This is a genomic window from Phenylobacterium sp. T106, from assembly GCF_057219735.1.
The window spans coordinates 68,291-81,929 of sequence record NZ_JBXVWA010000005.1 but is presented as its reverse complement, the minus strand read 5'-3'; the positions used below and the strand labels follow the sequence as shown (position 1 = coordinate 81,929).

The 13,639-nt window shown below is 69.1% G+C and carries 11 protein-coding genes and 1 pseudogene; 9 read left to right on the top strand and 3 right to left on the bottom strand.

Annotated elements, in window-relative coordinates; genetic code table 11:
• Positions 1–39: 39 nt before the first annotated feature.
• The 3 genes from AC2D8W_RS13110 to AC2D8W_RS13100 all read left to right on the top strand — a co-directional run bounded on the left by AC2D8W_RS13110 (position 40) and on the right by AC2D8W_RS13100 (position 5,167).
• On the top strand, positions 40–3,366 hold the full coding sequence (locus tag AC2D8W_RS13110) for a Calx-beta domain-containing protein (RefSeq protein WP_484671908.1): 3,327 nt from the start codon (positions 40–42) through the stop codon (positions 3,364–3,366).
• A 133-nt stretch (positions 3,367–3,499) separates the two neighbouring features.
• A complete protein-coding gene (locus tag AC2D8W_RS13105) occupies positions 3,500–4,117 on the top strand; it encodes an ATP-dependent Clp protease proteolytic subunit (RefSeq protein ID WP_293484592.1) in 618 nt (205 codons plus the stop codon).
• A gap of 99 nt (positions 4,118–4,216) precedes the next feature.
• On the top strand, positions 4,217–5,167 hold the full coding sequence (locus AC2D8W_RS13100) for a glycosyltransferase (RefSeq protein ID WP_484671907.1): 951 nt from the start codon (positions 4,217–4,219) through the stop codon (positions 5,165–5,167).
• Positions 5,168–5,352: 185 nt separating this feature from the next.
• Here the strand turns inward: AC2D8W_RS13100 and AC2D8W_RS13095 are convergent, their stop codons facing one another.
• Entirely contained in the window at positions 5,353–5,997 is a 645-nt protein-coding gene (locus AC2D8W_RS13095) for an HAD-IB family hydrolase (protein ID WP_293484596.1), read from the bottom strand.
• A gap of 222 nt (positions 5,998–6,219) precedes the next feature.
• Here AC2D8W_RS13095 and clpX point away from each other — a divergent pair, with 222 nt between their 5' ends.
• A complete protein-coding gene (clpX, locus tag AC2D8W_RS13090) occupies positions 6,220–7,482 on the top strand; it encodes an ATP-dependent Clp protease ATP-binding subunit ClpX (RefSeq protein ID WP_293484598.1) in 1,263 nt (420 codons plus the stop codon).
• 64 nt (positions 7,483–7,546) lie between these two features.
• On the top strand, positions 7,547–8,281 hold the full coding sequence (locus AC2D8W_RS13085) for a DNA alkylation repair protein (RefSeq protein ID WP_484671906.1): 735 nt from the start codon (positions 7,547–7,549) through the stop codon (positions 8,279–8,281).
• 9 nt (positions 8,282–8,290) lie between these two features.
• Here the strand turns inward: AC2D8W_RS13085 and AC2D8W_RS13080 are convergent, their stop codons facing one another.
• Both AC2D8W_RS13080 and AC2D8W_RS13075 read right to left on the bottom strand, forming a co-directional pair.
• Positions 8,291–8,692, bottom strand: coding sequence for a DUF559 domain-containing protein (locus tag AC2D8W_RS13080; RefSeq protein WP_484671905.1), 402 nt, complete (start codon positions 8,690–8,692; stop codon positions 8,291–8,293).
• Positions 8,680–8,808, bottom strand: a pseudogene (locus tag AC2D8W_RS13075) (DUF559 domain-containing protein); the annotation flags it as partial. The pseudogene AC2D8W_RS13075 and the gene AC2D8W_RS13080, both read right to left, overlap by 13 nt.
• Before the next feature lie 281 nt (positions 8,809–9,089).
• Between AC2D8W_RS13075 and AC2D8W_RS13070 the strand changes: the two are divergent.
• The 4 genes from AC2D8W_RS13070 (at position 9,090) to AC2D8W_RS13055 (ending at position 13,589) form a co-directional block, all read left to right on the top strand.
• Entirely contained in the window at positions 9,090–9,476 is a 387-nt protein-coding gene (locus AC2D8W_RS13070; RefSeq protein WP_484671904.1) for a VOC family protein, read from the top strand.
• A gap of 231 nt (positions 9,477–9,707) precedes the next feature.
• Positions 9,708–10,286: a hypothetical protein gene (locus AC2D8W_RS13065; RefSeq protein WP_484671903.1), complete on the top strand. Its 579-nt coding sequence runs from the start codon at positions 9,708–9,710 to the stop codon at positions 10,284–10,286.
• Between the two features lie 433 nt (positions 10,287–10,719).
• Positions 10,720–13,116: an endopeptidase La gene (gene lon / locus AC2D8W_RS13060; protein WP_484671902.1), complete on the top strand. Its 2,397-nt coding sequence runs from the start codon at positions 10,720–10,722 to the stop codon at positions 13,114–13,116.
• Positions 13,117–13,313: 197 nt separating this feature from the next.
• On the top strand, positions 13,314–13,589 hold the full coding sequence (locus AC2D8W_RS13055; RefSeq protein WP_293482824.1) for an HU family DNA-binding protein: 276 nt from the start codon (positions 13,314–13,316) through the stop codon (positions 13,587–13,589).
• The last annotated feature ends 50 nt before the right edge of the window (positions 13,590–13,639 follow it).

Below are 13,639 nucleotides of genomic sequence, written 5' to 3'. Positions count from 1 at the left end.
GGGGAGGGGCCGCGTAACGGGTGTTTCAGTGGGGGCATAATGAGCGCGGTCTATTTCAACCTGGCTGGTGGGGACTTCTTCCAGGACTGGTCCAACATCTCCCTGATCACCGTCAACGACGACTGGAGCAACGTGCCCAGCATCGTCGGCTACCTGGGCGACATCAGCAGCACGTCGCTCGTCACCACGGACGCGCGCACGCTCACCGGGTCGAACCTCGGCGCGGTCGACGTGATCGCCAACCAGTCGAGCTTCGGCATCAGCAACGGCGGCGTCGCCGAGTTCCATGGCGCCGATCCGGTCGTGGGCTTCCAGGGGTCGGGCACGGCCGACGCCCCCAGCCTCGTGCTGTACCTCAACGCCACGGGCCGCCAGAGCCTGCACCTCGACCTCGACCTGCGCCGACTCGACGCCGACGCGGCGGTGCAGCAGTTCAACATCCAGTACCGGCTGGCGGACGGCGAGACCTGGACCAACGTGCCGGGCGCCTACATCGCCAACGCCGCGACGGGCCATATCTCGCTGGACCTGCCCAGCGCGCTGAACGGCCAGGCCACGATCCAGATCCGCTTCATGACCGTGGACGCCACGGGAAGCGACGCGTTCATCGGCATGGACAACATCAGCGTCACCAGCCAGGCCGCCGCGGTGGGCGCCAGCGTCACGATCGACAGCGTCTCCATCCTCGAGGGCGACGCGGGCGTGACCACCATGGTGTTCACCGTCACCCGCAGCAACACGGCGGGCGAGTTCTCGGTCGACTTCGCCACGAGCGGCGGCAACGCCACGGCCGGGAGCGACTACGTCGCCGCCTCGGGGACCCTGACCTTCGCGGCCGGCGGGCCCGCCACCCAGACCATCTCGGTCACCATCAACGGCGACATGACCACCGAGGCCAACGAGACCTTCAAGGTCGTGCTGAGCAACCTCGTCAACGTCAGCGGCGCGGCCACGATCCAGGGCTCGGGCGAGGGGACCGGGACGATCCTCAACGACGACACCACCCCGGTGCCGATCCACGACATCCAGGGCGCGGGCCACATCTCGCCGCTCAACGGGGCGCACGTGTTCACCACCGGGATCGTCACGGCGATCGACACCACCGGCGCGCGCGGCTTCTGGATCCAGGATCCGAACCCCGACGCCAACGACGCCACGTCCGAGGCCATCTTCGTCTTCACCGGCGCCGCGCCGACGGTCAGCGTGGGCGACCTCGTGCGGGTCGAGGGCGACGTCAACGAGTTCTTCGGCTCCAACGCCAACAACCTCGGCATCACCGAGATCGACTCGCCGATCATCACGGTGCTCAGCAGCGGCAACCCGCTGCCGGCCGCGGTCGTGCTCGGGACGGGCGGCCGTCTCGTCCCGACCTCGGTGATCGACAACGACGACTTCGCCGTCTTCGACCCCGCCGAGGACGCCATCGACTTCTACGAGTCGCTGGAAGGCATGCGGGTGACGGTGCCGGACGCCCAGGCCGTCGGCCCCACCAACGGCAACTCCACGTGGGTGGTCGCCAACCAGGGCGCGAACGCCACCGGCATGAACGCCGCGGGCGGCATCACGGTGAGCGCCGGCGACTTCAACCCCGAGCGGGTCCAGATCTTCTATGACAGCGGCGTCGCGCCGATCGGCGCCAAGCCCAACGCGGTGACGGGCGACGACCTCGGCGACATCACCGGCATCATGCACTACTTCGGCGGCAACTATGAGGTGCTGCCCACCGCGATCGGGTCGGCCGGCAGCGGCCCCGTCGTCCTCCCCCGCGAGACCACCACGCTGCGCGGCGGCGCCGAGCACCTGACCGTCGGCGCCTTCAACGTCGAGAACCTCGACCCCCTCGACCCGCAGGCCAAGTTCGACGCCCTGGCCGGCAACATCGTCACCAACCTGGGCGCGCCGGACATCGTCGGCCTCGAGGAGGTGCAGGACGCCGACGGCCCCGGCGCCGGGACGAACTACTCCGGACAGCCGACCGCCCAGAAGCTGATCGACGCCATCGTCGCCGCCGGCGGGCCCCGCTACGTCTACGTCGAGGTGGCCCCCACCGGGAACAACCAGAACGGCGGGGAGGGGAACGGCAACATCCGCAACGGCTACCTCTACAATCCCGACCGCGTGGGCTTCGTCTCGGTCAGCCAGATCACCGACACGACGCCGGCCAACGGCGACACCTACGCGAACAGCCGCAAGCCGCTGGTGGGCGTCTTCACGTTCGGCGGCGAGACGGTCACGCTGATCGGCGTGCACAACACCTCGCGCCTGGGCAGCGACGGACTGTTCGGACAGAACCAGCCGGCGCTCAACGCGGGCGACGACCGCCGCGTCGAGCAGACGCTGCACATCCGCAACTACGTCGAGAACCTGCTGGCCTCGGACCCCGACGCGCGCGTGCTCGTCCTCGGCGACTTCAACGCCTTCCAGTTCGAGACCAGCGTCACCCAGCTGGAGGCCGGCGGGCTGAGCAACCTCGCCAACCTGCTGCCGGTCAACGAGCGCTACTCGTACAACTTCGAGGGCAACAACCAGCTGATCGACCACATGCTGGCCTCGCCGGAGCTCGCGGCCGGCGCCCAGTACGACATCGTCCACGTCAACGCCAACCAGGCGGTGGCCAACCAGACGTCCGACCACGACGGTTCGGTGGCCCGCTTCTTCGTGAACTTCCGGCCTTCCACGGGCGGCGACGCCGCGACCGTGGCCGAGAACCAGTCGGTCACGATCAACGTGCTGGCCAACGACACCGACCGCAACGCGGGCGACACCCTGACCCTGGTCGGCGTCACGTCGTCGACCGGCGCCGGCACGGCCTCGATCGTGAACGGCAAGGTGGTCTATGTCGCCGGCGGGGACGCCGCCGACGCCCTGAAGCAGCCCGAGACGCTGATCGACGTCCTGACCTACCAGGTGCAGGACAGCCACGGCGCGGTCTCGACAGGGACCATCAACGTCACCGTCCGCGGCGTGGCCAATGCGCCGGTGCGCAACGGCACGGCCAACGGCGACACGCTGAACGGCACGGCGCTGGACGACACGATCAACGGCCTCGGCGGCGCCGACAAGCTGACCGGCCTGGTGGGCACGGACACGCTCAACGGCGGCCTCGGCGACGACACCCTTTCGGGCGGCGTCGGCGTCGACCGGTTCGTCTTCTCGGGCGACTTCGGCAGGGACGTGGTGACGGACTTCGAGTCGAAGGACGTGATCCAGCTCGACGCGGCGCAGTTCACGGACTTCGCCGGCGTGCAGAGCCGCGCGGCCCAGGTGGGCGCCGACGTGGTGATCACGCTCGACGCCACGCACGTGATCACGCTGCAGAACGTCTCGCTCGCCAGCCTGCAGGCCAACGACTTCCTGTTCGTGTGAGGCCCTGCGGGACGGCGGCACGCAATTGCCGCCGTCCTGCCGCCTTGCGCCGGGCCCGCGGGCACGCGATATCGGGACTCTGCCGCGCCGCCTTTCGCAGGCTGCGCGTCGCGACTTTCGAAAAGGACTTCCGATGCGCGATCCCGTGACCACCGCCCTTGGCCTCGTGCCGATGGTCGTCGAGCAGACGAGCCGGGGCGAGCGCGCCTACGACATCTTCTCGCGCCTCCTCAAGGACCGGATCATCTTCCTGGCGGGGCCCGTCGAGGACGGGATGGCCAGCCTCATCTGCGCCCAGCTGCTGCACCTGGAGGCTGAGAACCCGAAGAAAGAGATCCAGATGTACATCAACTCGCCAGGCGGGATCGTGACGTCCGGCCTCGCGATCTACGACACCATGCAGTACATCAAGAGCCCGGTGATCACCCTGTGCCTGGGCATGGCGGCCTCCATGGGCTCGTTCCTGCTGATGGCCGGCGAGAAGGGCAGCCGCATCGCGCTCCCCAACAGCCGCATCATGGTGCACCAGCCCTCGGGCGGCTACTCGGGCAAGGCCCAGGACATCCAGCGCCACGCCGAGGACATCCTGAAGACCAAGCGCCGCCTGAACGAGATCTACGCCAAGCACACCGGCCAACCCATCGAGGTGGTCGAGGAGACGCTGGACCGCGACCACTTCATGACCGCGCACGAAGCGAAGGACTGGGGCCTCGTGGACCACGTCTGGGAGAAGCGTGACGGCGACGTCTGAGCGCCGCGATCCGGCTTTGCGAAGGGCGTCCGGTCCGCCGGGCGCCCTTTTCGTTTGCCCGCGAGTCCGCCACCGTGCGGGTGAGGCGGGGGCGCGCAGTTGCGGATCTTCTACGTCACCCAGGGGGTGCACCGGACCGGCGGCCAGCTGGTGAACCTCGACCACGTCGCGGCCCTGCGCCGGTTCGGCTACGACGCGCGCCTCCTGTTCGTCCGCCCGGAAAGCGAGCCGCCAGGGGCCTTCGCGCCCGAGTTCCCGTCCGGCTTCGATGCGCCCTGGAGCGTCGGCGCCCCGTCGCTGGCGGCCGACGACATCGCGGTGGTGGGCGAGATGTTCGGCGCGGGCGCGCTGGCGGTCATGGACGCGCCCTGCCGCAAGATCCTGCACAACCAGGGACCTTACTACAGCTTCACGGCCTTCCTGGACGTCCCTTCGATCGAACGCTGGGGCGCCGAGGCGATGATCCTGCCGTCCGGCTTCGCGGCCGACATGCTCCGGCGGATGGGCTGGACGCGGCCGCTCCACGTGGTGCGGCCCGCGCTGGATCCGCGCTTCGCGTCCGCCGGAGGGCTGCGCCGGCTCCGCATCGCCGCCACCGTCAACCGCCGCCCGCAGGAGTGGCGGCTGATCCGCGGCGCTTTCCGCTCGCTGCGGCCCGACCTGGGCGAGGTCCCGTGGATCGAGATCAGGGACATGTCACGCGCCCAGGTCGCCCAGGCCATGGCGGGCAGCGAGCTCTTCCTGGCGCTCGGCGAGCGTGAGGGCCTCGGCCTGCCGCCCCTCGAGGCCCTGGCCACGGGCGCCCTGGTGGTGGGCTTCACCGGCGGCGGCGGGCGCGAGTACGCCACGCCCGAGAACGGCGACTGGTTCGACGAGGGCGCCTACATCGAGATCGCCGAGACGCTCGCGCGACGCGTCGACGAACTGCGCGCCGGCGAGACCTTCGAGGCCCGCCGCGCCGCCGGCCGCGCCACCGCCGCCGGGTTCAGCCGCGAGGCCTTCGAGGCGCAGCTGGCCCACGCCTGGGCGTCGATCGCCGGAGAACCCTAGGGTCCGTTCTCCATACCCGGTGACCCAGGCGAATGCCGGGATCCAGATAGCATGGCTCGGAAGCGGGTTCCGCCGTCTCGGAGCTCTTCCCATCACGATCCCGCATTGTGGAACTGGATCCCGGCATTCGCCGGGACGGTCGGAGCTGCGCACGCCGACGGCCCGCGCCGCCGGCCAGGCGCGCCTCACGGCTTGCCGGTGAACACCCGGAAGTACGGCTGCTCGGCGATCGCCAGCATCTCGGTGTCCCCGCTGGTGTCGCCGTAGGCCGCGTGGACCCGCAGGTCCGGGCCGTAGGCGGCCTTCAGCCGGGCGACCTTCTCCGCCCCGCGGCAGTTGGGGGACGAGAACGCCCCGGTGACCCGGTCCTGCGCGTCGAAGGCCAGGGGCGTTCCCAGCAGGTCGTGCGCCGCCAGGCCGCGGGCGAAGGGCGCCACCACGATGTCGGGCGAGGCCGTGACGATCACCAGCTTGACGCGCTTCGTGCGCCACCGCTTCCACGCGATCATCGCGTCGGGCCGCAGCAGCTTGCGCGAGAAGAGCTCGGCGAACCGTCGCGCGTCCGCCTCGAGACGCTCGCGCGGCACGCCGGAAAGGAACACTTTCGTCGCCGCCGCTTTGATCCGTCCGCGATCCCGGTGGAACAGGTAGGCCACGGCGGCCGGCGCCAGCCGCAGACTGCCCAGCCACCACCGGAACGCCGGCGTCCGCCACTTGAGGAACGCTGTGTAGCTGTCGCGCACGGTGAGCGTGCCGTCGAAATCGAAGGCCACGATGGGCGGATCCCAACCCTCTTCGACCACCGGGTCGTCCTCACGCTCTTGTGCCATTTCGGCGCGTTTCCCATCTGGTGCCAGGCGCCGCCGGTTCCCGGAGGTGCGCGCCTCACAATGTCGCTCCCGCAAGCGAACGCTTGTGATCCCGGCGCGGATCAGGGAATGTCAAGACTTGGACAACCCGCGGCGCGTATCCTGCAAGCGAGGGCAGATGACGCCCCGGGGCGAAGCCGTCCAGACCATCGGCCGGCTCCGCTGAGAGAGTGAGATGAGACCATGACCAAGGCGGCCAGCGGAGATTCGAAGAGCACGCTGTATTGCTCTTTCTGCGGCAAGAGCCAGCACGAGGTGCGTAAGCTCATCGCAGGTCCGACTGTGTTCATCTGTGATGAATGCGTGGAACTGTGCATGGACATCATTCGCGAGGAGCACAAGATCTCCTTCGTGAAGTCCAAGGATGGCGTGCCCACTCCGAAGGAAATCCGCGAAGTCCTCGACGATTACGTGATCGGCCAGGATCACGCCAAGAAGGTCCTCTCGGTCGCGGTCCACAACCACTACAAGCGCCTGAACCACGCGACGAAGAACAACGACGTCGAACTGGGCAAGGCGAACATCCTGCTGATCGGCCCCACGGGCACCGGCAAGACCCTGCTGGCGCAGACGCTCGCCCGAATCATCGACGTGCCGTTCACCGTCGCCGACGCGACGACGCTCACCGAAGCCGGTTATGTGGGCGAGGACGTCGAGAACATCATCCTCAAGCTGCTGCAGGCCGCGGACTACAACGTCGAGCGCGCGCAGCGCGGCATCGTCTACATCGACGAGGTCGATAAGATCAGCCGGAAGTCCGACAACCCCTCCATCACGCGGGACGTGTCGGGCGAGGGCGTGCAGCAGGCGCTGCTCAAGATCATGGAGGGCACCGTCGCCTCCGTGCCGCCGCAGGGCGGGCGCAAGCATCCGCAGCAGGAGTTCCTGCAGGTCGACACCACCAACATCCTGTTCATCTGCGGCGGCGCCTTCGCCGGCCTCGAGAAGATCATCTCGGCGCGCGGGCAGGGCACTTCGATCGGCTTCGGCGCCAAGGTCTCCGACCCTGACGAGCGCCGCACCGGCGAGATCTTCCGCCAGGTGGAGCCGGACGACCTGCTCCGCTTCGGCCTGATCCCCGAGTTCGTGGGCCGCCTGCCCGTCATCGCGACGCTGGACGACCTGGACGAGAAGGCCCTGGTGAAGATCCTCACCGAGCCCAAGAACGCCTTCGTGAAGCAGTACGTCCGCCTCTTTGAGATGGAGAACGTGGGCCTCACCTTCACCGACGACGCGCTGAACGCCGTGGCCCGCAAGGCCATCGTGCGCAAGACCGGCGCGCGCGGCCTGCGCTCGATCCTCGAGGGCGTGCTGCTCGACACCATGTACGAGCTGCCCACCTACGACGGCGTCGAGGAGGTGGTGGTCAACGCGGAAGTCATCGAAGGCCGCGCCCAGCCGCTGATCATCTACGCCGAACGCCGCGACAAGGGCGGCGCGGCCTGATCGTGCGCGGCGCGGGGCTCGTCGGCTTCGCGCCCGTGTGGCGGCGGCAGGCGCCGACCCCTTCTTGATCCATCCGGAACATGAGCGGCTGCGCGCCCAGCTTCGGGACGTGGCCGATCCGGCTCGGCGACCGCCGGCCAACTACCTGGGCGAAGGCGCGCACGAAGTGCTCGGCGTGCCTGTGCCCCTGCGCCGCGAGATCGCTGCCCGGTGGGCTCGCGCGCAGGATCGGCAGGACGCCGCCGGCGTGCTCGTGGTTGTCGAGAGCCTGTTCGATGGCCCGACGCTCGAGGAGAAGACGCTCGGCCCGCTGATCCTGGGCTATCACCCGGCCGCGCGCCGGGCGGTCCGGCCCGACGACGTGGCGCGTTGGCTGACGAAGCTCACGGGCTGGGCCGAGGTCGATCATCTCTGCCAGGGCCTGTTTCCGGCGGAACAGCTGCTCGCGGACTGGCCGGCTTGGAAAAGCGCTCTCGAGAATTGGCGGGCCTCGGCCAGTGTGGCCCATCGGCGTGCGTCGCTCGTGTTGCTGACCGGCCCCGTCCGCTCGGATCCGGACCCGCGTCTGGCCGCACACGCCTTCGAGACGCTGGAACGTCTCTGCGGCGAGACCGACCCCCTGATCTCCAAGGCCGTCTCGTGGTTGCTGCGATCGCTGGCGCGCCATCACGCGCCGCAGGTCCAGGCGTGGCTGGAGGACCATGCGGCTCAGATGCCCGCCTTTATCGCGCGGGAGGTGCGGGCCAAGCTGTCGACCGGCCGCAAGGGCCCGAGGCCGGTCCGCCTCGTCCCCGGCTAGGCCGTGTACTCATGACGCCCGCTTCCGTGAGGACTCCTCTCCCAAGCGCGGCAGCGCTGTGGGAGAGGCCGGGAGAGGGCGGCGCGGTCGGAAGGGCCGGGGACGCCGCGTGGGACCCGGTCGCAGGCGGAAAGCGCCTGATCCCGCTCGACGCCGCTCGATGTGACGCCCACGTCGGCTGGGGTCGGACTCGCGACAGGCGCTCAGGATGCGCCAGCTGGCACGGTCGAGATCCTGGAGCGCGGCGACGTTCCCGAACCGGAGCACGAGCAGGCCCTTCCCCCGCAGATAGGCGTCACGGCGCTCGTCGTAGACCGTGCGCTCGGCATGCACGCCGCCGTCCAGTTCGACCACCACCGCAGCCTCGAGGCACAGGAAGTCGAGGGACCGACGACGGCTTGGCGACGCCACTTCCAGCCGTCCATCCGGTCGCCGCGCAGGACCTCCCAGAGGCGGGCCTCGGCTTCGGTCTGCTCGCGTCGGAGCCGGCGGGCCCGATCCCGCCGCAGCTTGGCGGTGACGGACATGACCTTGCCCACAGGCGTCGCCTCCTGGTCCAACGGCGGCGCCGCGCGCGCAGCTCAGCGCCGCCCTCTCCCGGCCTCTCCCACGGCGCTGCCGCGCCTGGGAGAGGAGGGGCGGAACAATATGTGGCGGCAAGCCGGTTCAACGTCCCCATTCCACCCGTCGCGGGCGTTCCTGGAGTCCGCCTCAGGGCGCGTCCACCTGCTGCTAGCTTATGAGTACACGACCGAGCTGGAGAGCCTGACCCCTGGCGGCGCGGGGCCTCCCGCGCCACACTCCGCCCATGCCCCTCATCAACGGCCTCGATCACGTCAACATCCGCACCGCCGACCTGGCCGCCACCCGGGCGTTCCTGGTCGACGTGCTCGGTCTCGTGGAGGGCTGGCGGCCGCCGTTCCCGTTCCCGGGGGCGTGGCTGTACGCCGGCGACAAGGACGTGGTGCACCTCGTCGAGGTGGACGCGCCCGCGGCCGAGTCGGCGGGTTCGTCCCTCGACCACTTCGCCTTCGACATCTCGGACTACGACGATGCGCTCGCCCGCGTGCAGCGCTCCGGGCGGAAGTTCCGCGCGGTCGAGACGCCCGGCACGACGGTCAGGCAGATCTTCGTCCGCGACCCCACCGGCGTGACCATCGAGCTGAACTGGAAGGGCGAACGGCCGCGAGGCTGACGGGGCGATCCCTCCCGCCGGTTCCTTCAGGCCGAAGGCCCTTCTTTTTCGACCACCAATGAACACGAAGAACACGAATGTTCGCGGAGAGGTCCGGGCCCCATTCGTGTGCATTCGTGTTCATTCGTGGTTCGTTGAAGGCGCTTCGCGCGAAGGGCGGCTCCCGCCTGGCGGACGGCAGGCGGCCGACGCACGACCGATTCTGACGTGGCCGCCTGACCCCATGTGCGGATGACCGCCGCGCCGCCCGACATCGAGGCCGCCCTGGCCCGGATCGCCGCGTGCGACCTGGCCGGCGCCGAGGAAGCGCATGCGCGGATGATGGCGGCCGAGAGCGCCGCCGAGTTCTCCGACCTCGGCCGGACCTACCAGCGGCTCGCGCGCTCGCTGCGCCAGTCGCTGGCGCTGAAAGCGCGCCTGGCGCGCGAGGCCGAGGCGGCGGCCCGCGAGAGGCTGCTGGACGTCGCGCGTCGGACCGCGCGGGGCCGCGAGATCGAAGACCGGCTCGGCGCGGCCGTGGTCGTCTGCGCCGAGCCCCACGAGCGCGAGGCGGCCCTGGCGGCGCTGGCGCGCGAGGTCGAGATCGAGTCCGAGCGGCCCGATTTCCTGACGGCCGACATCGAGGCGCTGGTCGCCGACATCTGCGCGCGGCTGCCGCTGGACGAGCCCAAGGTCGACGCCGTCGACCGTGTCAGCCACGTGATGGGCAAGGGTCTCTGGCCCCATCAGGCCGCCTGGCCGTCCGAAGAGGTCACGCCCACGGGCATGTCCTCGGCCGCGCCGCCGCCCGGCGCTCCCGACACCGGTTGAGCCGCGGCTCCGGCCCCCCGGTGACGCCGCTTGCCGCACGATCCTGGCGCACGGTCGAGGCCTCCAGGCCCGGCCGCCACGCCGCCTGCCCGCTCGCCCGGCCCGCGTGGGGGGGAAGGGCCGTCTCGTCATGCGCGACGGCCTCGCCTTGAGCGGAGGCCGCCGCGTCCATATCTAGGCGGCGTGGTCGGGCATGGCCTTGGGCGTCGCCCCCGCGTTCTCCCGCTCAAGCTGGCTTGTCAGAGGCGATGGGACGCAGTGTCGCGCATGGCTCTTGCTGCGCTTGAAAGGTGTTGGAAACCGTCCACATAAATCGTTGAGCAAGCCGCCGAGGTCCGGCGGACGGGTCGTCCGACTCAAGCGCATCGTTTGAGTGACCGCGATCCGGCAGGCGAGGTCGCCACTGAAGGGGCCCGCCAGGAGTTAGAGCATCATGTCAGAGATCAAGATTCTGCCGATCCTGCCCCTGCGGGACATCGTGGTCTTCCCTCATCAGCCGGTGCCGCTCTTCGTGGGCCGCGAAAAATCCGTGCGTGCGCTCGAAGAGGCGATGCGCGGCGAGGGCAAGCAGATCCTGCTGGCCACGCAGAAGGACAAGGACGACGACGATCCGTCGCCCGGCGCCATCTATGACGTCGGCGTGGTCGCCACCATCCTGCAGCTCCTGAAGCTGCCCGACGGCACCGTGAAGGTGCTGGTCGAGGGCAAGGCGCGCGCGGGCATCACCCGCTTCACCGGCCAGGAAGACTACTACGAGGCCGAGATCGCCATGGTCCAGGAGGACGGCGTCGGCTCGCCCGAGGCCGAGGCCCTGAGCCGCGCGGTGATCGAGCAGTTCGAGAACTACGTCAAACTCAACAAGAAGGTCCCGCCCGAGGCGCTGGCGGCGATCCCGCAGATCGACAACCCGTCCGAGCTGGCCGACCGCATCGCCGGTCACCTGAGCGTCAAGATCGCCGAGAAGCAGCAGCTGCTCGAGGTCTTCAACGTCGTGAAGCGCCTGGAGAAGGTCTACGCCCTGATGGAGGGCGAGATCTCGGTCATGCAGACCGAGAAGAAGATCCGCAACCGCGTGAAGCGGCAGATGGAGAAGACCCAGCGCGAGTACTACCTGAACGAGCAGATGAAGGCGATCCAGCGCGAGCTGGGCGAGCAGGACGACCACCGCGACGAGCTGATCGAGCTCGAGAAGCGCATCAAGAAGACCAAGCTGTCGAAGGAGGCCCGCACCAAGGCCGAGGCGGAGCTGAAGAAGCTGCGCAACATGAGCCCGATGTCGGCCGAGAGCACGGTGGTGCGCAACTACCTCGACTGGCTGTTGTCGATCCCGTGGGGCAAGGCCAAGCAGAAGCCCATCGACCTGCAGAAGGCCGAGGACATCCTCAACGAGGACCACTACGGCCTGGAAAAGGTCAAGGAGCGGATCCTGGAGTACCTGGCGGTGCAGAGCCGCGTGGGGACGCTGAAGGGCCCGATCCTGTGCCTCGTGGGCCCGCCCGGCGTCGGCAAGACGTCGCTCGGCAAGTCGATCGCCAAGGCCACCAGCCGCGAGTTCGTCCGGGTCTCCCTGGGCGGCGTGCGCGACGAGGCCGAGATCCGCGGCCACCGGCGGACCTACATCGGCTCGATGCCCGGCAAGGTCATCCAGTCGATGAAGAAGGCCAAGACCACCAACGCCTTCTTCCTGCTGGACGAGATCGACAAGATGGGCGCGGACTGGCGCGGCGACCCGTCGTCGGCGTTGCTCGAGGTGCTGGACCCGGCGCAGAACTCCACGTTCGGCGACCACTACCTGGAGGTCGACTACGACCTGTCGCCGGTGATGTTCGTCACCACGGCGAACTCGCTGAACATGCCCCAGCCGCTGCTGGACCGCATGGAGATCATCCGCATCCCCGGCTACACCGAGGACGAGAAGGTCGAGATCGCCAAGCGGCACATCCTGCCGAAGCTCACCAAGGACCACGGCCTGAAGCCGGAGGAGTTCGTGGTGCCCGAGGACTCGATCCGCAGCCTGATCCGCTACTACACGCGGGAGGCCGGCGTCCGGAACCTCGAGCGCGAGCTGGGCAACCTGGCCCGCAAGACCGTCCGTGACCTGATGCGCGAGAAGCTCCTCTCGATCACGGTCGACGATGCGCGGCTGGAGAAGTACGCGGGCGTCAAGAAGTACCGCTATGGCGAGACCGACAAGGACGACGCGGTCGGCATCATCACCGGCCTGGCCTACACCGACTTCGGCGGCGACATCCTGACGATCGAAGCCGTGAAGATGCCGGGCAAGGGCCGCATGACGGTGACCGGCAACCTGAAGGACGTGATGAAGGAGTCGATCTCCGCGGCGAACTCGTTCGTCCGGGCCCGCGCCACCAAGTTCGGCATCGAGCCGCCGATCTTCGAGCGCACCGACGTGCACATCCACGTGCCGGACGGCGCCACGCCCAAGGACGGACCGTCCGCCGGCGCGGCCATGGCCACCGCCATCGTCTCGGTGCTGACCGGCATCCCGATCCGGGCCGACATCGCCATGACCGGCGAGGTCACGCTCCGCGGCCGGGTCACCGCCATCGGCGGCCTCAAGGAGAAGCTGCTCGCGGCCCTGCGCTCCGGCGTGAAGACCGTGCTGATCCCCGAGGAGAACGAGAAGGACCTCGCCGACATCCCGGACAACGTGAAGTCGGCGCTCGAGATCATCCCGGTCAACACCATGGACGAGGTGCTCGCCAAGGCGCTCACCCGCCAGCCGGTGGCGATCGAGTGGAACGAGGTCGAGCCGGTCGCCGTGGCGCCGGTCGAGGACGACGCCTCGGACGTGGTGGGCATCCACTAGGTTCGAAAGGCGGGTATCGCGCCGCCTGCGACGGGCGGCGCGATCAAATTCTGTGACAAACCGGGCGGCGCGGGAGGATTCCCGCGCCGCTGCCGTTTGACGGCTCTGCTTTGGCGTGCCTGAATTCGAATAAGGCGTAGGTGGACGCAGCCTGGATCCGCCACGTCAAAACAAAGAACGGGCTGGGAGAAAACACCATGACGAAGGCGGAGCTCGTCTCGGAGATCGCCGACAAGGCAGGCTTGAACAAGGCGCAGGCCAAGGAGGCGCTCGACGCCTTCATTGCGTCGGTCTCGACATCGCTCAAGGCGGGCAGGGAGGTGCGGCTCGTCGGGTTCGGCAGCTTCGTGCCGGTGAAGCGGGCGGCGGGCACCGCGCGCAATCCGAAGACGGGGGAGAAGGTGAAGCGGCCGGCGACTCAGACCTGCCGCTTCCGGGTGGGCGATTCGCTCAAGAGCACGCTGAACAGCTGACGGCAGACGCGGATCGACGACGAGGCGGCTGGACGCCACAGCCGCTCTTT